We start from the raw sequence: 16,476 nt of genomic DNA, 5'->3' as shown, positions 1-16,476 counted from the left end.
GAGACAGGAGGCAAGCACGATGGCAGGGGGCAAGTACATCCTCGCGTTCGATCAGGGCACCACCAGCTCACGGGCGTTGCTGTTCGATCGCGACGGACGTGTCGTGTCGACCGCGCAGAAGGAGTTTCGCCAGATTTATCCGCATCCGGGCTGGGTCGAACACGACCCGCGCGAGATCTGGGCAACGCAAGCCGGCGTCGCCGCCGAGGCGCTCACGCACGCCGGCGTCGGCGGGATCGACATCGCCGCCATCGGGATCACCAACCAGCGAGAGACGACCATCGTGTGGGATCGTCGGACCGGCGAGCCCGTCTACAACGCCATCGTCTGGCAGGACCGGCGCACCGCGGACTTCTGCGACGGTTTGCGCGCGGGCGGCCACGAGGCGCTCGTCTCGAGCCGCACGGGTCTTCGGATCGACGCCTACTTCTCGGGCAGCAAGGTGCGCTGGATTCTCGATAACGTCGACGGTGCGCGCGACGCGGCCGAGGCCGGGCATCTCGCGTTCGGCACGGTCGACAGCTGGCTCGTGTGGCATCTCACGGGCGGTGCACTGCATGCAACCGACGTATCGAATGCGTCGCGCACCATGCTTTTCAACATTCACTCGCTCGAATGGGACGACGAACTGCTTGCGCTGCTCGGCGTGCCGCGCAGCATGTTGCCGGACGTGCGTTCGTCGAGCGAAGTCTACGGCCATACGGCGACGCCGCTGTTCTCCGCGCCGGTGCCGATTGCCGGCATCGCGGGCGATCAGCAGGCGGCGCTCTTCGGGCAGATGTGTCTCGCGCCGGGCATGGTGAAGAACACATACGGCACCGGTTGCTTCATGGTGATGAACACCGGCGACAAGCCCCAAGTGTCGAGCCATAACCTGCTCACGACCGTGGCCTGGAAGATCGGCGACCGTGTGGACTACGCGCTGGAGGGCAGCATCTTCATTGGCGGCGCGGTGGTTCAGTGGCTGCGCGACGGACTGGGCATCATCCGGCATTCGCGCGACGTCGAGGCGCTCGCGACCAGCGTGCCCGACGCCGACGGCGTGGTACTCGTTCCCGCCTTCGCCGGTCTTGGCGCACCGCACTGGCAGCCGCGCGCGCGCGGCACGCTGTTCGGCGCCACGCGCGGCACGACGGCCGCGCATGTGGCGCGTGCGGCACTCGACAGCATCGCCTTCCAGACGCTCGACGTGCTGCGCGCCATGGAGGCGGACGCTGGCATGCAGGTGGCCGAGCTGCGCGTGGACGGCGGGGCGGCCGCGAACGATCTGCTCATGCAGTGGCAGGCGGACCTGCTCGGCGCGGATGTCGTGCGGCCGGAGGTCATCGAAACGACGGCCGCCGGGGCCGCCTATCTGGCGGGGCTGGCGGTCGGCTTCTGGCCCGATATCGACACGCTCGAGCGTCAGTGGAAACTCCAGCGACACTTCTCGCGCCATTTGTCCGAGGACGAGATTGCGCGGGCGGTGAGCCGTTGGCAGCGCGCGGTACGCGCGGCGAAGTCCTGGGCGGAAGACGCCTGAGCAAGCGCCGTCGTCAGCGCAGCGCCCGGCCCGGTGCGACGTGGCGGCGGTCGCCGGCGGCATCGTGACGCCGGTGCCGCCAGCTCGCGCATCGTTCGCGCGGATGGCGTCGGGCCGATTTCGCTGATTTCGCCGATCTCGCCGGGCTCGCCGGTGAGAGCGAGCGGGCGCAGGGACTCAGGGCGCAAGGCCCGGTTCGGCGCATTTGCATGATCCCCTCCCTGACGGTGTCGGCCGTCGATTTCCAGCACGAGGTGCAATCCGTCCGCGCTCGGGGCGCTCCCGGCGAAGGATAGGCATCGGGCGTGCCGGGGCCATGTGGCGTTCATGGCTTGATTCCCGAGACAGTCGACTCAGCGAAGAGGCTTCCCCGAGAGCGGACGGCTTGCCCCATGCTTTATGCGAGAAGCATGCCAATCGATGCAAGCCGATGAATTCAATGGGGAATTCACCATTCGAAACGCGTGGGTCGTCAGTGTGCGCGCGAAAACGTTTCAGGATTGAAAGGCTGCCTGAGCGGCTCGCGGAAGATGTTGCATCGCAGGGATTCGATTGCCGAAGGGGCGAGCGGCGAGAAGGGCAATACCGTATCGGTGACGGCAAATTAGGCAATGGACTTGACAGTCAATGCCGGCGGGCATTTGCGACGTCGGAAGGTGACTTATGCAAAGGGTTATCAACAGATGTTGTGGATATCCTTGACGGTCCCGCGCGGCAGGCCCGCCCCGGCCACGAGACCGGAGCGGGCCGTGCGGCACCGCGGCACCGCGGCATCGCGGTGTCAGGCGGCCGGTGCCTTGCCGATCGTGAAGGCGATCTCACCGACGCCGGCAACGCCCGCGCTCACCTTGTCGCCGGGTTCGAGCGGTCCCACGCCGGCCGGCGTGCCCGTGAAGATCAGATCGCCCGGTGCCAGTCTGACGCTGCGCGAGATCTCGGCAATGAGATCGGGCACGGACCAGATCAGTTCGTTGAGGTCGCCCGTCTGACGATTCTCGCCGTTCACGTCCAGCCACACGCGGCCTTCCTTCGGATGACCGACCTGCGCGACAGCGTGCAAGGGGCCGCACGGCGCCGAGGCGTCGAACGCCTTGCCCCAGTCCCATGGGCGGCGCGTGTCCTTGGCCTGCTGCTGCAAGTCGCGGCGGGTGAGATCCACGCCAACGCCATATCCCCACACCAGCGACAGCGCCTGGTTCGCGTCGACGTTCTCGCCCGGGGCGCCAATGGCCACCACCAGTTCGATTTCGTGATGCAGCTCGCGGGTGAGCGGCGGGTAGGGCAGCGTGCCGCTGGCGGGCACCACGGCGTCGGCCGGCTTCATGAAGAAGAAGGGCGGCTCGCGGTCCGGATTGCTGCCCATCTCGCGCGCGTGGGCGGCGTAGTTACGGCCGACGCAGAACACGCGGCGCACGGGAAAGCGGGCATCGCTGCCCGCCACGGCGACCGACGCCTGGGGCGGCGCCGAAATGACGAATTGGCTCATGAGAAGACTCGGGTCCGGTATGCAACAAAAGCGGAAACAACAACCAATGAAACAGCATGGGCGCTGCCGATCGACAGCGCCCCGAATTACTTGGCAAAAACCTGCGACATGTCCGCAAACGCCTTGAACTCCAATGCGTTGCCTGCCGGATCGTAAAAGAACAGCGTGGCCTGCTCGCCCACCTGGCCGGCGAAGCGGATGTGCGGCTCGATCACGAAGCGCGTGCCTGCCGCGCGAAGCCGGTCGGCGAGCGCGTGCCATGCGGGCATGTCAAGGATAACGCCGAAATGCGGCACCGGCACTTCGTCGCCGTCGACCGGATTGGTGATGCGCTTGCCGGCATCCTCCGGCGAAAGATGGGCGACCAGTTGATGGCCGAAGAAGTCGAAGTCGATCCAGTGGTCCGAGCTGCGACCTTCCTCGCAGCCCATCACGCCGCCATAGAAGCGGCGCGCGGCTTCGAGGTCGTCGACCGGGAACGCAAGGTGAAAGAGCGGTGTTGCCATGAAGGACTCCCGTGCAATGTAGGGTTGGATCGCAAACGCGCCGCGGGGGCCGAAGCGGGTCATCCCCACCGGCTTCGTCGCGAAACGTGGTTTTGCGGTAAATTCTATCCATCGATAAAAATAATAAAAAACGAATAATTCGGCGACTCAGTCACAAAATTTTCGATCAATGATCCGATATCTCAAAACCTTCGTCACGGCCGCCGAAACCGCGTCGTTTTCGGCGGCGGGGGCGCGTCTGGGGTTGACGCAGTCGGCGGTCAGCGCCCAGATCCAGCGTCTGGAAGACGATCTCGGCGTTGCGCTGTTCGAACGCACCGGTCGCGCGGTATCGCTGTCCGATGACGGCCGCCGATTGCTCGCACAGGCGCAAGGCGTGATCGCGGGCTATCAGGCCATGCGTGGCGAGGCAGGCGCGCGCGACGCGCAGGCGACGCTCGCGCCGATTCACGTCGGCGCGATCCTGACGGTGCAGCTCGGGCTGTTGCCGGGCGCCGTGCAGCGATGGACGGCACTGGGGGCGATGCCGCACCTGAACATCGTGCCGGGCATGTCGGTGCAGTTGCTCGCGCAACTCGACGCCCGGGAACTGGATCTGGCGGTCATGATCCGGCCGCGCATCGGCGTGCCCGCCGACATGAAGTGGCTCATGCTGATGCGCGAGCCGTACGTGGCGATCGCCCCGAAGGGCACACGTGGCGACGTCGCGCATTGGGCCGGGTCATTGCCGTTCGTGCGCTACAACCGACGCTCGTACGGTGGCGATCTTGTGGAGCGTTACCTGAAGCGTCACCGGCTGTGGGTGCGCGAGGGGGTGGAGCTCGACGAGCCTGAAGTGATTCTTCGCATGGTGCGTGCGCGACTCGGGTGGTCGATCGTGCCGGCCACGCTCATTGGCCTGCCCTCGCACGGCAACGCGGCGGACAAGCCGACGCGAACCGGTGTTCAGGTGTTGCCGCTCGCGGGTGAGCCGCTCACGCGAGAACTGGGGGTGCTCGCGCGTCAGTCGGCACTCAAGCGCGCACCGGTCGCCACGCTGATGAAATGCCTCACCGAGGCCGCGCACTCGCTGGGCTAGACGGACGGGCGGGCTCGGGGGCCGCGACTGCCGCATCGTCGGCTGCCGTGGTGATCGGTGCGCCGCCCAGGGCCTGCCACAACGCCGCCGTGTCGCTCAGGCGTGCGCCCTGGGCGTCGAGCCGGGCGCGTGTGGCATCGAGCGCCTGACGCTGGGCGTCGAGCAGCGCGAGATGACTGATGCCGCCAGCCCGGTAGCGCTCGCGTGCGATCCGGTAGGCGGTCTCCGCGCGCTGTGCCGCGTCTGCGCGTGCGGCGAGCGTGGCCGCATCGGCTTCGAGCGCCCGCATCGCGTCGGCTACCTGCGCGAGGCCGAGTAGCACGGTGTCCTGATACGACGCGAGCGCGGCGTCGTAGGCCGCCACGGCCGCGCGCCGCTGGGCGCGCAACTCGCCGCCGCGAAAGAGCGGCTGCAGCAGGTTCATGCCGATATTCCAGATGTTGATACCGTCGCCCAGATCGGCCGTGCGCATGCGCTGCGTGCCGAAGCTGCCCGATAGCGTGAACTGAGGATACAGGTTGGCGGTGGCCACGCCGACATCGGCGCTGGCCTTGTGCAGCATCGCCTCGGATGCCCGGATGTCGGGCCGTCGCCGCGCGAGCGTCGAAGGCAGGCCAACGGGCACCGTCCGCGGCAACTGCAGCGTTGCGAGGTCGATGGTGGGTGAGGTGAATGCCCCTGGCGGCTGGCCGAGCCACCGAGCGAGTTGATGATCGTACTGGGCGATCTGCGCGCTCAGGGCGGGGAGTTGCGCTTCCGTTTGCGCGACGAGCGCCGCTTGATTCTGCACATCGAGCGTGGCTACGCCGCCGGCGCGCTCACGCGCTTGCGTGATGTCGAGCTGGACCCGTTGCGCGGCCAGCATGCCTTCGAGCGCGGCGCGTTGCGCACGGGCGCTGGCCTGCCGCAATGCGGTGGTGACCACGTTGCCGGCGAGCGAGAGGCGCGCCGCTTCGAGTTCGAATCGCTGATAGTCGACCTGCGCGGCGAGCGATTCGAGGGCGCGTCGGTTGCCGCCGAATACATCGAGCGTATACGAGATGTTCACGCTCGCGTTGTAAAGCGTGAATGGGCCGGGGCTCGGTACGCTCGTGATGCCAAATGACGCAAGATCGACCTGTTCACGCGTGCCGGAGAGTTTCAGGTCCGCCGACGGCAGCAAGCGTGCTCCCGCCTGCGCGCGGTAGTTCTCCTGCGCCTCGCGCAGCTTCGCCTCGGCCTGCCGGAGCGTGGGACTGTCGGCAAGCGCCTGCGCGACGAGTGCGTTCAGCGGGGGCGAGCCGAAGCGCGTCCACCAGTCTGCCGGCACGTCGACATCGGTGGCGAACGTCTGCGCTTCGCCCTGGGAGGTGGGCAGGGCGCGCGCCTGCGCCGTTGCCGTGGATTGCCTCTCGCTCGTGTATTGCGCCGTGGCGGGCGCGTCGGGCACACGGAAGTCGGGGCCAACCGCACAGGCCGACAGGGCCGCGCTCAATCCGAGCGCGAGGGTACCGATGCGCGGGCGGCGCGGTATGGGCCATCGGCAAGCGCGTGTGACTCGCATACGGGCCTCAGTCGAGCGTTCGTTTGTAGAACTTCACGGCCACCGCCATGAGCAGTGCGGAGAACACCAGCAGCGGCCACAGGTCATGCCAGGCGTCGCCCCAGCCGTTCCCTTTGAGCAAAATGCCGCGAACGAGCCGGTTGAAGTAGGTGAGCGGCAGCAGGTTGCCGATCGCCTGCGCCCACGCCGGCATGCCGCCGAACGGGAACATGAAACCCGAGAGCAGCATGCTGGGCAGGAAGTAGAACACGGTGAGCTGCATGGCCTGCAACTGGTTGTCGGCGAACGACGAGAGGGCGATGCCGACGGTCAGATTCGCCGCGATGAACACGAGCGCGGACAGGTAGATCGCGATCACGCTGCCTTCGAACGGCACATGAAAGACAAAGCGCGCGGCAATGAGGATGATGCTCGCCTGAATCAGCCCGATGGCGATGTACGGCACGATCTTGCCGGTCATGACCTCGATGGGCAGCACGGGCGTGGCGAGCAGATTCTCCATGGTGCCGCGCTCGCGCTCGCGCACGATGGCCAGGCCGGTCATCATCGCGAGCGTCATGGTGAGAATCACACCCATCAGGCCCGGAATGATGTTGTACTGGGTAATGCCCTCGGCGTTGTACATGCGGTGCACCTGCACGTCGAAACCGCCCGGCGTGCCCGCCAGCGGCGCCAGCGCGCCGGTCAGGTCCTTCTGCGCGACGGATTGCGCGATCGCCGGCAGCGCGCCGAGCGCGGAGGCCATGGCCATCGGATCGGTCGCGTCGGCTTCGACGAGCACCGCGGGCCGCTCGCCTCGCAACAGCCGCCGCGTGAAATCGGCCGGGACATTGAGCACGAACTGCACGCGGCCCTGCGCCAGCGCCGTGCGTCCGGCGGCCTCGTCGGTCAGCGTCTCGGTGAAACGGAAGTATCCAGAGTGCTCCATCGCGGCCACGAGGCTGCGCGTGAATTCGCTCTGGTCCTGAAGGATGACGGCCGTGGGCATGTGTTTCGGATCGGAGTTGATGGCAAAGCCAAACAACGCCAGTTGCACGAGCGGCACGCCCACGATCATGGCGAACGTGACGCGGTCGCGCCGCAATTGCAGGAACTCCTTGCACACGATGCTCCACCAGCGCGCGATGGAAAATCCCAGCGGCGTACTCATGTCCCGTCCCCGAAGTTGTCCCTGGCGTGACTCATCAGAAAGATGAAGACATCCTCCAGGCTCGTGTCGATCGGGGCGGCGTGCAGGCCGCGCTCACGCGCGAGACCCTGCAGCAACCGCGCAAGCGCGTCGGCGTCCTGTCCGCTCACATGCAGGGCATTGCCGAAGGCAACAGTCTGTGCCACGGCGGGCTGCTCGCGCAGTTCGCGCGACAACTCGACGAGGTTCTCGCCATGCACCGTCCACGTGGTCAGATGCTGCGCGGCGATGACCTCCTCGGACGTGCCTTGCGCGAGCAGCTCGCCGTAGGAGATGTAGGCAAGTTTGTGACAGCGCTCGGCCTCGTCCATGTAGTGCGTGCTGACGAGTACCGAGATGCCGCGCGCGGCGAGCGCGTGCAGTTCTTCCCAGAAGTCGCGTCTCGCGGTGGGGTCGACGCCCGCGGTCGGCTCGTCGAGCAGCAGCACCCGAGGCTCATGCAGCATGCATGCGGCCAGGGCCAGGCGTTGCTTCCATCCGCCCGAGAGCGAACCGGTCAGTTGCTTCGCGCGCGCCTTGAGCCCGAGTCCCTCGATGGCGCGATCGACGGCTTCGCGGCGGTTTGCCATACCGTAGACGCGCGCGACGAAGTCGAGATTCTCGCGAATCGTCAGGTCTTCCCAATACGAAAAGCGTTGCGTCATGTAGCCCACGTGTCGCTTGATCTGGGCGCTCTCGCGCACGATGTCGTAGCCGAGACACGTACCGCTGCCGCCGTCGGGCGTGAGCAGGCCGCACATCATGCGGATGCAGGTCGTCTTGCCGCTGCCGTTCGGCCCGAGAAAGCCGAAGATCTCTCCGCGCCTGACTTGCAGCGAGACGTTTTTCACCACGTGCTTGTCGCCGAAATGCTTGTCGAGGCCGCGAACGTCGATGGCGAGGTCGTGCCCGCCATGCCTGTCCGGCGATTCCCGCATGTCCGGCATGTCCGGCATGCCCGGTGAACCGGTGTTCGGATTCATGGGCGGCTCACCTGTACCGGCTGGCCGGGGTTGAGCTTCGCGGCGTCGGTCACGGCGGGGCGGGCTTCGATCATGTACACGAGCTTTTCGCGCGTGTCATTGCTGTAGATGACGGGCGGCGTGTATTCGGCTTGCGCGGCGATGTACGTGATATGCGCGTCGATGCCGCCGCCGCATCCGTCACAGGCGACGTGCACTGTCTGCCCGGCGCGTAACGCGCCGAGCGAGGCTTCGGGCACGAAGAAGCGCACCTTGATGTTGCCCGGCGGCAGCAGGCGCACGACGGGGCTGCCGGCGCCGACCCATTCGCCCACACGATACAGCGTGTCGTATACGCGCGCCGCGGCACCGGCCACCGGATGCTTCTGCGCGAGCTGCCAGTCGGCCTGTGCGAGCGAGGCACGCGCGGCGTCCACCTGTGCCGCTTGCGCCTGACGCTGGGCCTCGCGTCCGGGCAGGTGTGCCACGGCCAGGCTGCTCTGCAATTCCTGAACGCGCGCGATGCTGCTGCGCGCGTCGGCCCGGCTCGCGTCGAACTGCTCGCGGGAAATGCCGCCGGCGGCGTATTGCGACTGATCGCGGTCGAATTGCGCGACCGACTTGTCTCGCACGGCGACGGCCTGTTTGAGTTGAGCGCTCGACACGGCGATTTCGTCGGGTCGCTTGCCGGTCGCGAGATCGCGCAATTGTGCTTCGGCATTGGCGAGCGTATCGCGCGCGTGGGATTGCGCGGCCTGCTCATAGGTGGATTCGAGCGCGAAGAGCGGATCGCCGGCCTTCACCTGCTGGCCGCGCGATACGGCAAGGGTCTGCAAGGTGCCAGCCTGCGACGAGGCGACGTTGACGAACTCGCCTTCGACGTAGCCCTGCCACGGCTTGTTGCCCGGATCGCCGCAGCCGGCGAGCACAGCGAGCGCGGACAGCGCGGCAAGGCGGATCGTGAGATTGCCCGGGATAGTGCACATGCGGGGGATGGCCGGCATGACGCGCCTCATGCGTTGCGGTTCGTTGCGAAGTGGGATTGCAAGGTTGCGATGGTTCGATGTCACATTAGCGCAAAATCGGCGGCGACGGCAATCCGTGGCGACGCAGGCATGTCGCAGCGAGCGCCTCGCGCGCCGTGGGGGCATCGATGCGCGTGCCGGGACTCTCTGCTATTGTGCGCACATGTCCGGCAGCGCACGGGGCGCGCGAGCGGCAGCGGCGCAGCGCACCGGACCTCATGCAAGGAGCTTGATTCATATGTCTCACGACACGTTCGACGAAAACGACTGGAAGCGATTCCTCAAACACATCGGCGAAGACCCGAACCGCCCCGGGCTTCACGAGACTCCGGCGCGGGTGCAAAAGGCGTGGCGTCAATGGACGGCGGGGTACGCGCAGGATCCGGCCGAAGTGCTCAAGGTCTTCGAGGATGGTGCCGAACAGTACAACGAGCTGATCGTCGTGCGAGGCATTCCCGTGTACAGCCACTGCGAACATCACCTCGCGCCGTTCTTCGGCAAGGCCACCATCGGCTACCTGCCCAATGGCAAGATCGTCGGACTCTCGAAGCTCACGCGTCTGGTCGACTGCTTCGCCCGCCGTTTGCAAGTCCAGGAGCGCCTGACCACACAGGTCGCCGAAGCGCTCATGACCCATCTGCAACCCAAGGCGGTGGGGGTGGTGGTGTCGTGCCGTCACATGTGCATGGAAAGCCGGGGCATTCGCACGGCCGGCGAGGAAACGGTAACTTCGGCCATGCTTGGCGAGTTGCAGCCGAACCTGGCATTGCGCACCGAATTTCTCGCGCTCGCTCGCGACAAGTAATCGCCGCGCACCGACGACCTCGACAAGACAAAGCGCCGGCCGCCTGTGTGCGCCGGCGCTTTGTTTCATGTGTCGATGCGACTCGCCGGTGTCCGGCTATCGGCCGTGACTATCGGCCATAGCGCGCGACGATGGTCGAGCCGTTGAGGGTGTGTCCGGCGAGCGCCACGGCGAGCCCCGACGCGTCCAGTCCGGGCGGCAGACGTCCCGGATCGAGATCGGTCGCCGTCACGGTGACGATGTAGTGATGCGGCGAATCGCCGACCGGCGGGCAGGCCCCGCGATACATCGTCGCACCGCTCACGTTCTTGCCCACGGTGATGTGATCGCCCGACTGGTTGCCCGCACCGGCGGCGAGCGACGAGACGGTCGCCGGAATGTTGTAGGCAACCCAATGCACCACGCCGCCACCTTTTGCCCCGTCGGGGTCTTTCATCGTGACGACCACGCTCCGGGTGGCCTGCGGAAGGTTTTTCCACTCGATCGGCGGGCTGACGTTCTGACCGCCGCAATCGCCGAGGCCAGCATGAATCGCCGGCAGCATGCCGCCGTCGGCGAACGCGGGGGACGAAACACTCATTCCCTCGGCACGTGCCACGCCGGCGCCCGCGGCGAACGTCGCGGCCAGGACCGCGGCGGCGACGTTCAGGCGTCGTACACCGCGCGTCGGATGCGCAGAGCAAAGTCCATTCATTAGCATGCCTCCTATTTGGCAGATGCGATGATGAGCTTGAATGGTAGTGCAAGCAGGGCGGTCCCGGCCACCCCCGCGCACCACAGGACAACGAACCATCCCCAGCGAATCATGGCGAGTTGCCAGGCGCTGCGCGCGACGCTTCGCTCGCGCTGCCTGCGCACGTCGGGGCGCACGAGATCAGTGATAGTGCGCATCGTGAGCCACCTTGCCGCGAAAGACCCAGTACGCCAGCATCGTATAGCCGAGGATCACGGGAATGATGAACGCCGCACCCCACATCGTGAACGACAGACTCGAGTGCGGTGCCGCCGCATCCCACAGGGTGACGCCCGGCAGGATCGCGTACGGATAGGCGCTGATGAGCAACCCGCTGTAGCCGAGAAACACCAGCCCGATTGCGAGCCAGAAGGGCGTGGCGTCGTGCGCGCGGCGTAGCACACGTCGCATGACGAGCGCGGCGCCGGCCACGAGGAAGGGTACCGGCAGGCAACGCCAGAACCACTGGCCGTCGAACCAGCGTTGCGCGACCATGGGCACCCGCAGCGGCGTCCACAGCGAGACGACGGCCATGACGGCGACCAGCGTCATCGTCAGCGGCCACGCAAGCTGGCGCAGGCGGCGTTGCAGGTCGCCTTCGGTCTTGCCGATGAGCCAGCATGCACCGAGCAGCGCGTACGTCACCAGCAGGCCGAGACCCGTGAAGAGGTTGAATGCGGTGAGCCATCCGAAGGCGTCGCCCGAAAACTGTCCGTTCTCCACCGGGATACCGGACAGATAGGCGCCGAGCGCGACACCCTGAAAGAACGTGGCGCCGGCCGACCCGCCGATGAACGCCAGATCCCACCACTGTCGCGTGCGGCGTGACTTGCCGCGAATCTCGAATGCCACGCCCCGGAAGATCAGGCACACCAGCATGAGCACGAGTGGCAGGTACAGGGCGGAGAGCAGCACCGAATACACCATGGGAAACGCGGCGAGCAGGCCGGCGCCGCCCAGTACGAGCCAGGTTTCGTTGCCGTCCCACACCGGCGCGACCGAGTTCATCATCGTGTCGCGCTCGCGTGCGTCGGGGAAGAACGGGAAGAGAATGCCGATGCCGAGGTCGAAGCCGTCGAGCACGACATAGAGAAAGAGGCCGAGCGCGATGATGGCGGCCCAGGCTAAGGTCAGATCCATGAGAGGTCTCGCAAGGTTCAGTGTCGTCGGTGGTGCGAAGCGCGGTCAGAGCGCGCGGGCCGTGTCGGTATCCAGGCGTGCGGACAAGCCTGACATCGCCGGCGCGGCCAGCACGGCCTGCGGCACGCGGCGCTCGTCGTGCGCGGCGCCGGACTCGCCCGATTCGTTCGATGCGTCGCCGGACAGTGCCGGGCCGCCACGCAGAATCTTCAGCAGGTAGTACACGCCGGTGCCGAACACGAGGAAGTACGCGAGCACAAGCACGAGCAATGAGACCTGCACCTGCTGCGCGCTCACCGGCGACATGGCGTTTGCGGTGCGCATCACGCCATACACCACCCATGGCTGGCGTCCGGCCTCGGTGGTGACCCAGCCCGCGAGCAGGGCGACGAAGCCGGTGGGCGAGAGCAGCAGCATGGTGCGGGCGAAGCCGCGCGAGGCGAAGAGCGTGCCGCGACGGCGCAGCCACAGGGCGGCGAGCGCCGCGGCGATCATGGCCACGCCGAGGCCGACCATGATTCGGAAGCTCCAGAACACGAGCGGCACGTTGGGGCGTTCATCCTTCGGGAATTCCTTCAGGCCGCGAATTTCGCCATCCCAACTATGCGTGAGGATCAAGCTGGCCAGATGCGGCACCTCGACGGCGTAGCGGGTCGTCTCGGCCTGCATGTCGGGCCAGCCGAACAGGTTGAGCGGCGTGCCGCCGGACTTCGTCTCCCAGAGGCCTTCCATCGCGGCGAGCTTCGCGGGCTGATGCTCTCGGGTGTTGAGTCCGTGAAGGTCGCCGACGAAAGCCTGAAGCGGCGCGAAGATCAGCAGCAGCCACATGGCCATTGAGAACATGGTCTTCACGGCCGGATCGCGACGTCCGCGAAGCAGGTGCCAGGCGCCCGTGCCGGCCACGACGAGGGCGGCAACCACGAATGCGGCGATACTCATGTGCGCAAGACGGTAAGGAAAGGACGGATTGAAAATCACGTCCCACCAGGAGAGCACCACGACACGGCCGTCGACGATCTCGAAGCCTTGCGGCGTTTGCATCCAGCTGTTCGACGCGAGGATCCAGAACGTGGAGATCAGCGTGCCGAGCGCCACACACAGCGTGGCGGCGAAGTGCGCGCGAGGACTCACGCGGTTCCAGCCGAACAGCATGATGCCGAGAAAGCCGGCTTCGAGGAAGAACGCGGTCATGACCTCATAAGTCAGCAGCGGACCGGTCACCGCCCCTGCGAAGCTCGAGAAGCCCGACCAGTTCGTGCCGAACTGATACGCCATGACCACGCCCGAGACCACGCCCATGCCGAAGCACACGGCGAAGGCCTTCGACCAGAAGCGGCACAGCTCGAGATAGTGCTGTCGACGTGTTTTGAGCCAAAGCCCTTCGAGCACGGCGATGAAGCTCGCAAGGCCAATCGAGACGGCGGGGAAAACGATGTGAAACGAGACCGTGAACGCGAATTGCAGGCGCGCGAGGTCGAGGGCTTCCGAAACGGCAGTCATGTTGCGCTCTATGTATGCAAATAAACCCTGTCTTGTATGGTGTCTATGTCATCCAAACACCATTTGTTTGCTTGCATATTAGGGGTTGCTGCGGTGCAGCACGCGTGACAAGTCGTCACATGTGGCGCATTGACGCGCCACCGTCTGCGACGATCGGCGGCGATACATGTATGTTTTTGAAAGGAATTATGTGCGCGTCGGATGCGACGTCATGTCACATGGCGGCGGGCAGGGCGAGGCGGCGCTTCAGCTGAGCAACCCGGCGGCGATATTGATCGACAGGCCCAGCACGGCGAGATTGAAGAAAAACGAGAGGATGGCCTGCGCGAGCGCCGCGCGTCGCATGCGGCGCGACTTGAGCGAGACGTCGGCAGTTTGCGACGCGACCGCGATGGTGAACGAGAAGTAGAGGAAGTCCCAGTAATCCGGGTCGCAGTCGCGGTCGGGCCAGCCGAGCGCGTAGGGCGTTTCGGTATCGGTGAAGTAAAGGCGCGCGTAATGCAGCGTATAGATCGTCGGCACCAGGAACCACCCGGCGATGAGCGTGGCGGCGGCAAACAGCACGTGCTCGGAGGCGTGTTGCGAGCCGCCTGCCTTGGCGCTCGCGAGAATATGGACGATCGCCGCCACACTGGCGATGGCCGACACGCTGACCAGCGTGAGCACGAGGGCGGCGCTCTGGTCTTCCTGCTCGGCAAAGCGCTCGATGCTGCGTCTGGGCGACGTGACCATCATGAACCAGATCATCGCGAGATAAGACCAGGCGCCAGCGTTCCATCCGATCAGGGTGCGCGTGATGGGCGTGAATTCGCCGCTCACGGCCACCTGGACGAACAGTCCGGCGATCACGCCGATGACGATGGCGATCAGCAGGCGGGGATGAAAGCGCAGCAAATGCGGAAAGAACTTGGCGTTCATGGGCAGCGCCGGAGCGAAAAGGTGCGAACGTTTCGATTATCCACGAAGGTCACGTCGAGCAGGACTTGCGACGGTACTTTCGTGAGTCAGAAGGCTGCATGGATCGTCGCGTGAGGCGCGATGGCGGCGGACAGCCAGCGCGCCACGAGATCGCGCAGACGCCGAAATCCGGCATGAAAGATCGGCATCGATGGCGCACGCAATTGGTGCGCCGCCGCATCGAGATGCGGCACGACACCCTCAAGCGGAACACGAATGCCGCCTTGCCTCGTGCCCCGGGACGCGCGGCGGCAGGTCCGGCTCAGGGGCGACCATGTCGCGAAGACCGGCGTGGACAGGGCCGCAACGCCATTTGGGACGCCCGCCCGTCGCAGCGCTGGCACGCCATTTGCTAGTCCATGTGCAAGGCCAAAGGCGGCCGAGTGAAGACAAGCGAATTTTCTGCACCGCACGCATGACCCTGCGAGAGCGGGGATTTCGGGGCAACGGCGTCCCGAAGCCAAAGGCCTGTTCGTCAGGCGCTCGGCTTCGGGACGCTTTTTTTTTGGCACACGAACACGAGGGTTCCCATGAGCACGCTCACGCAATCGTTGAAAAGTGGCAACTGGCGCGCGCTGGTTGCGTGTTTTCTGTACTTCGACACCGGCTTCACGGTCTGGGTGATGCTCGGCCCGCTGGCCCCGTTCATCGGCAAGGACATTGCGATGACCCCGGCGCAAACCGGCTTTCTCGTGGCGGTCCCGGTGCTGGGTGCGGCGATTCTGCGCGTCACGCTCGGCAACCTCTACCAGGCGTGCGACGGTCGCAAGATCGCCCTGATGGGCCTGGCGCTTTCGGCGATTCCATCGGTGGTGCTGCTGCTCATGCCGGGTACGCCGTCGTACACGCTGCTGCTCGTGCTCGGCGTGTTTCTCGGCGTGGGTGGTGCCAGCTTCGCGGTGGCGCTGCCCATGGCGGGCAGTAACTATCCGCCCAAGGTGCAGGGGCTGGTGCTGGGGCTTGCCGCCGCCGGCAACGTCGGCGCCGTGCTCGACGGATTCATGTTCCCGGGACTGGCCGAGCACTTCGGCTGGGCACGCGCCGCCGGCGCGGCACTGCCGCTGCTTGCGCTCGCCGCGCTGGCGCTGGTGTTCTGGGCGAAGGATCGGGGCGTGAAGTCGGGGAGTGCTCCGCGTGCGTTCACCAGCTTCTTCATTACGGTATTCGGCCTGATCGCGCTCGTGCTCTGCGTGCACGCCGGTGCGTTCGGCGAAGGCAAGGCCGGCGTGCTGCTGCTGCCCGTGCTCGGGGCGCTGCTCGCCATCGCCGTGCTGCCGCGCCACTATCGCGGCGTGCTCACCGAGCGCGACACGTGGGTGATCATGCTCGTCTACAGCATCACGTTCGGTGGCTTCGTGGGCATGTCCTCCTACGTCACGACGCTGCTCATCTCGCTGTACGGCATGCCGCGCATCGAAGCCGGCCTGTTCATGTCTTTGCTGGCCTTCCTCGGTGCCCTGGTGCGTCCGATCGGCGGACTCGTCGCCGACCGGATCTCCGGCGTGCGCGCGCTCGTGCTGCTGCTCGCGGCGATCTCCGTGATCGACTTCGTATTTGCTGCATGGATGCCGCCGCAGGGCGCCGGGATCGCCCTGCTCGTGCTCGTCTACTTGTGCTTCGGGTTGGGTAACGGCGCGACGTTCCAGCTCGTGCCGCAACGCTGGCAAGGCAAGACCGGGCTCATGTCGGGCATTATCGGCGCGGCCGGTGGCATCGGAGGCTTCTATCTGCCGGTGATCATGGGCATTGCGAAGGAATCGACCGGTAGCTACCAGATGGGCTTTGCGACCTTTGGTGCCCTGGCGGCGCTTGCCTTCGTGCTGGTCGTGGCGCTGCGCACGCACTGGATGTCGTGGGCGCTGCCGAAGGAGGTCGCCGGTGGGGCGGTGCTCGCGGGCGGCGTGGCGCACGTGGAGTAAGGCGCACGCGTGGCAGCCGGCGCGGCCCGTCGATCCCCCGCCAGGGGTGCGACGGGCCGGTCCGTGGGCGATAGATGGATTCTGGATGGCGCGGGGCGCTTCGCATAGACTGTCGGGCAACATCGAAATCCC

The 16,476-nt window shown here is 66.2% G+C and carries 16 protein-coding genes; 4 read left to right on the top strand and 12 right to left on the bottom strand.

The genetic code is table 11. The features are described 5' to 3' along the window. The first annotated feature begins 19 nt into the window (after positions 1-19). On the top strand, positions 20-1,522 hold the full coding sequence (gene glpK / locus W930_RS0108885) for a glycerol kinase GlpK (protein WP_023871697.1): 1,503 nt from the start codon (positions 20-22) through the stop codon (positions 1,520-1,522). A gap of 781 nt (positions 1,523-2,303) precedes the next feature. Here glpK and W930_RS0108875 read toward each other — a convergent pair. Together W930_RS0108875 and W930_RS0108870 are read right to left on the bottom strand one after the other, a co-directional pair. Then, the gene (locus W930_RS0108875; protein WP_023595353.1) at positions 2,304-3,008 is read right to left on the bottom strand and encodes a fumarylacetoacetate hydrolase family protein; all 705 of its coding nucleotides are present in this window, start codon (positions 3,006-3,008) and stop codon (positions 2,304-2,306) included. Between the two features lie 86 nt (positions 3,009-3,094). Next, the gene (locus tag W930_RS0108870) at positions 3,095-3,514 is read right to left on the bottom strand and encodes a VOC family protein (RefSeq protein ID WP_024788764.1); all 420 of its coding nucleotides are present in this window, start codon (positions 3,512-3,514) and stop codon (positions 3,095-3,097) included. A 169-nt stretch (positions 3,515-3,683) separates the two neighbouring features. On the opposite strand from W930_RS0108870, the gene W930_RS0108865 reads away from it, so the two are divergent. Beyond that, positions 3,684-4,592 (top strand): LysR family transcriptional regulator, encoded by a 909-nt coding sequence (locus W930_RS0108865; RefSeq protein ID WP_023871696.1) that lies wholly within the window; start codon positions 3,684-3,686, stop codon positions 4,590-4,592. Here the strand turns inward: W930_RS0108865 and W930_RS26715 are convergent. Genes W930_RS26715 through W930_RS0108845 form a run of 4 tightly spaced genes read right to left on the bottom strand, consistent with a single transcriptional unit; the run spans position 4,564 to position 9,269 of the window. Continuing rightward, a complete protein-coding gene (locus tag W930_RS26715; RefSeq protein WP_051399202.1) occupies positions 4,564-6,135 on the bottom strand; it encodes an efflux transporter outer membrane subunit in 1,572 nt (523 codons plus the stop codon). The genes W930_RS0108865 and W930_RS26715 overlap by 29 nt on opposite strands. A 7-nt stretch (positions 6,136-6,142) precedes the next feature. Continuing rightward, positions 6,143-7,285, bottom strand: a complete 1,143-nt coding sequence (locus tag W930_RS0108855; RefSeq protein ID WP_023595357.1) for an ABC transporter permease — start codon at positions 7,283-7,285, stop codon at positions 6,143-6,145. Next, positions 7,282-8,241 carry an ABC transporter ATP-binding protein gene (locus W930_RS0108850; RefSeq protein ID WP_031627172.1) on the bottom strand — a complete coding sequence of 320 codons (960 nt, stop codon included), beginning with the start codon at positions 8,239-8,241 and terminating at the stop codon, positions 7,282-7,284. The genes W930_RS0108855 and W930_RS0108850 overlap by 4 nt, the downstream gene beginning before the upstream one ends. Positions 8,242-8,282: 41 nt before the next feature. Then, a complete protein-coding gene (locus W930_RS0108845) occupies positions 8,283-9,269 on the bottom strand; it encodes an HlyD family secretion protein (protein WP_080685269.1) in 987 nt (328 codons plus the stop codon). Between the two features lie 259 nt (positions 9,270-9,528). Between W930_RS0108845 and folE the strand changes: the two genes are divergently transcribed. Then, positions 9,529-10,095: a GTP cyclohydrolase I FolE gene (folE, locus tag W930_RS0108840; RefSeq protein WP_023595360.1), complete on the top strand. Its 567-nt coding sequence runs from the start codon at positions 9,529-9,531 to the stop codon at positions 10,093-10,095. 109 nt (positions 10,096-10,204) lie between these two features. On the opposite strand, the gene W930_RS0108835 is transcribed toward folE, so the two are convergent. The 6 genes from W930_RS0108835 to W930_RS30415 all read right to left on the bottom strand — a co-directional run bounded on the left by W930_RS0108835 (position 10,205) and on the right by W930_RS30415 (position 14,619). Then, positions 10,205-10,789, bottom strand: a complete 585-nt coding sequence (locus W930_RS0108835) for a YbhB/YbcL family Raf kinase inhibitor-like protein (protein ID WP_023595361.1) — start codon at positions 10,787-10,789, stop codon at positions 10,205-10,207. A gap of 11 nt (positions 10,790-10,800) precedes the next feature. Further along, complete coding sequence (locus W930_RS30600; protein WP_023595362.1) at positions 10,801-10,986, bottom strand: hypothetical protein; 186 nt, start codon at positions 10,984-10,986, stop codon at positions 10,801-10,803. Continuing rightward, positions 10,970-11,968: a cytochrome d ubiquinol oxidase subunit II gene (gene cydB / locus W930_RS0108830; protein ID WP_023595363.1), complete on the bottom strand. Its 999-nt coding sequence runs from the start codon at positions 11,966-11,968 to the stop codon at positions 10,970-10,972. Before cydB ends, W930_RS30600 begins: the two co-directional genes overlap by 17 nt. 45 nt (positions 11,969-12,013) lie before the next feature. Then, positions 12,014-13,468 (bottom strand): cytochrome ubiquinol oxidase subunit I, encoded by a 1,455-nt coding sequence (locus W930_RS26705; protein ID WP_023871691.1) that lies wholly within the window; start codon positions 13,466-13,468, stop codon positions 12,014-12,016. 246 nt (positions 13,469-13,714) lie between these two features. Beyond that, positions 13,715-14,386: a DUF1345 domain-containing protein gene (locus W930_RS0108820; protein ID WP_023595365.1), complete on the bottom strand. Its 672-nt coding sequence runs from the start codon at positions 14,384-14,386 to the stop codon at positions 13,715-13,717. A gap of 86 nt (positions 14,387-14,472) precedes the next feature. Further along, a complete protein-coding gene (locus W930_RS30415) occupies positions 14,473-14,619 on the bottom strand; it encodes a hypothetical protein (RefSeq protein WP_023871690.1) in 147 nt (48 codons plus the stop codon). Positions 14,620-14,955: 336 nt separating this feature from the next. On the opposite strand from W930_RS30415, the gene W930_RS0108810 reads away from it, so the two are divergent. Further along, positions 14,956-16,344 carry an MFS transporter gene (locus W930_RS0108810; protein ID WP_023871689.1) on the top strand — a complete coding sequence of 463 codons (1,389 nt, stop codon included), beginning with the start codon at positions 14,956-14,958 and terminating at the stop codon, positions 16,342-16,344. The last annotated feature ends 132 nt before the right edge of the window (positions 16,345-16,476 follow it).

The sequence above is a fragment of the Pandoraea sp. E26 genome (assembly GCF_000681415.1).
Classification (GTDB): domain Bacteria; phylum Pseudomonadota; class Gammaproteobacteria; order Burkholderiales; family Burkholderiaceae; genus Pandoraea; species Pandoraea pnomenusa.
This window is presented reverse-complemented; position numbering and strand designations above follow the sequence as displayed.

What these genes read in the sequence shown, in the direction of transcription:
- W930_RS0108845 (WP_080685269.1), bottom strand. Translation starts at nt 9,269, where the DNA reads ATGCCGGCCATCCCCCGCATGTGCACTATCCCGGGCAATCTCACGATC.
- W930_RS0108870 (WP_024788764.1), bottom strand. Translation starts at nt 3,514, where the DNA reads ATGGCAACACCGCTCTTTCACCTTGCGTTCCCGGTCGACGACCTCGAA.
- glpK (WP_023871697.1), top strand. Translation starts at nt 20, where the DNA reads ATGGCAGGGGGCAAGTACATCCTCGCGTTCGATCAGGGCACCACCAGC.
- W930_RS26705 (WP_023871691.1), bottom strand. Translation starts at nt 13,468, where the DNA reads ATGACTGCCGTTTCGGAAGCCCTCGACCTCGCGCGCCTGCAATTCGCG.
- W930_RS0108875 (WP_023595353.1), bottom strand. Translation starts at nt 3,008, where the DNA reads ATGAGCCAATTCGTCATTTCGGCGCCGCCCCAGGCGTCGGTCGCCGTG.
- W930_RS0108850 (WP_031627172.1), bottom strand. Translation starts at nt 8,241, where the DNA reads ATGCGGGAATCGCCGGACAGGCATGGCGGGCACGACCTCGCCATCGAC.
- folE (WP_023595360.1), top strand. Translation starts at nt 9,529, where the DNA reads ATGTCTCACGACACGTTCGACGAAAACGACTGGAAGCGATTCCTCAAA.
- cydB (WP_023595363.1), bottom strand. Translation starts at nt 11,968, where the DNA reads ATGGATCTGACCTTAGCCTGGGCCGCCATCATCGCGCTCGGCCTCTTT.
- W930_RS0108865 (WP_023871696.1), top strand. Translation starts at nt 3,684, where the DNA reads ATGATCCGATATCTCAAAACCTTCGTCACGGCCGCCGAAACCGCGTCG.
- W930_RS30600 (WP_023595362.1), bottom strand. Translation starts at nt 10,986, where the DNA reads ATGCGCACTATCACTGATCTCGTGCGCCCCGACGTGCGCAGGCAGCGC.
- W930_RS26715 (WP_051399202.1), bottom strand. Translation starts at nt 6,135, where the DNA reads ATGCGAGTCACACGCGCTTGCCGATGGCCCATACCGCGCCGCCCGCGC.
- W930_RS0108810 (WP_023871689.1), top strand. Translation starts at nt 14,956, where the DNA reads ATGAGCACGCTCACGCAATCGTTGAAAAGTGGCAACTGGCGCGCGCTG.
- W930_RS0108855 (WP_023595357.1), bottom strand. Translation starts at nt 7,285, where the DNA reads ATGAGTACGCCGCTGGGATTTTCCATCGCGCGCTGGTGGAGCATCGTG.
- W930_RS0108835 (WP_023595361.1), bottom strand. Translation starts at nt 10,789, where the DNA reads ATGAATGGACTTTGCTCTGCGCATCCGACGCGCGGTGTACGACGCCTG.
- W930_RS0108820 (WP_023595365.1), bottom strand. Translation starts at nt 14,386, where the DNA reads ATGAACGCCAAGTTCTTTCCGCATTTGCTGCGCTTTCATCCCCGCCTG.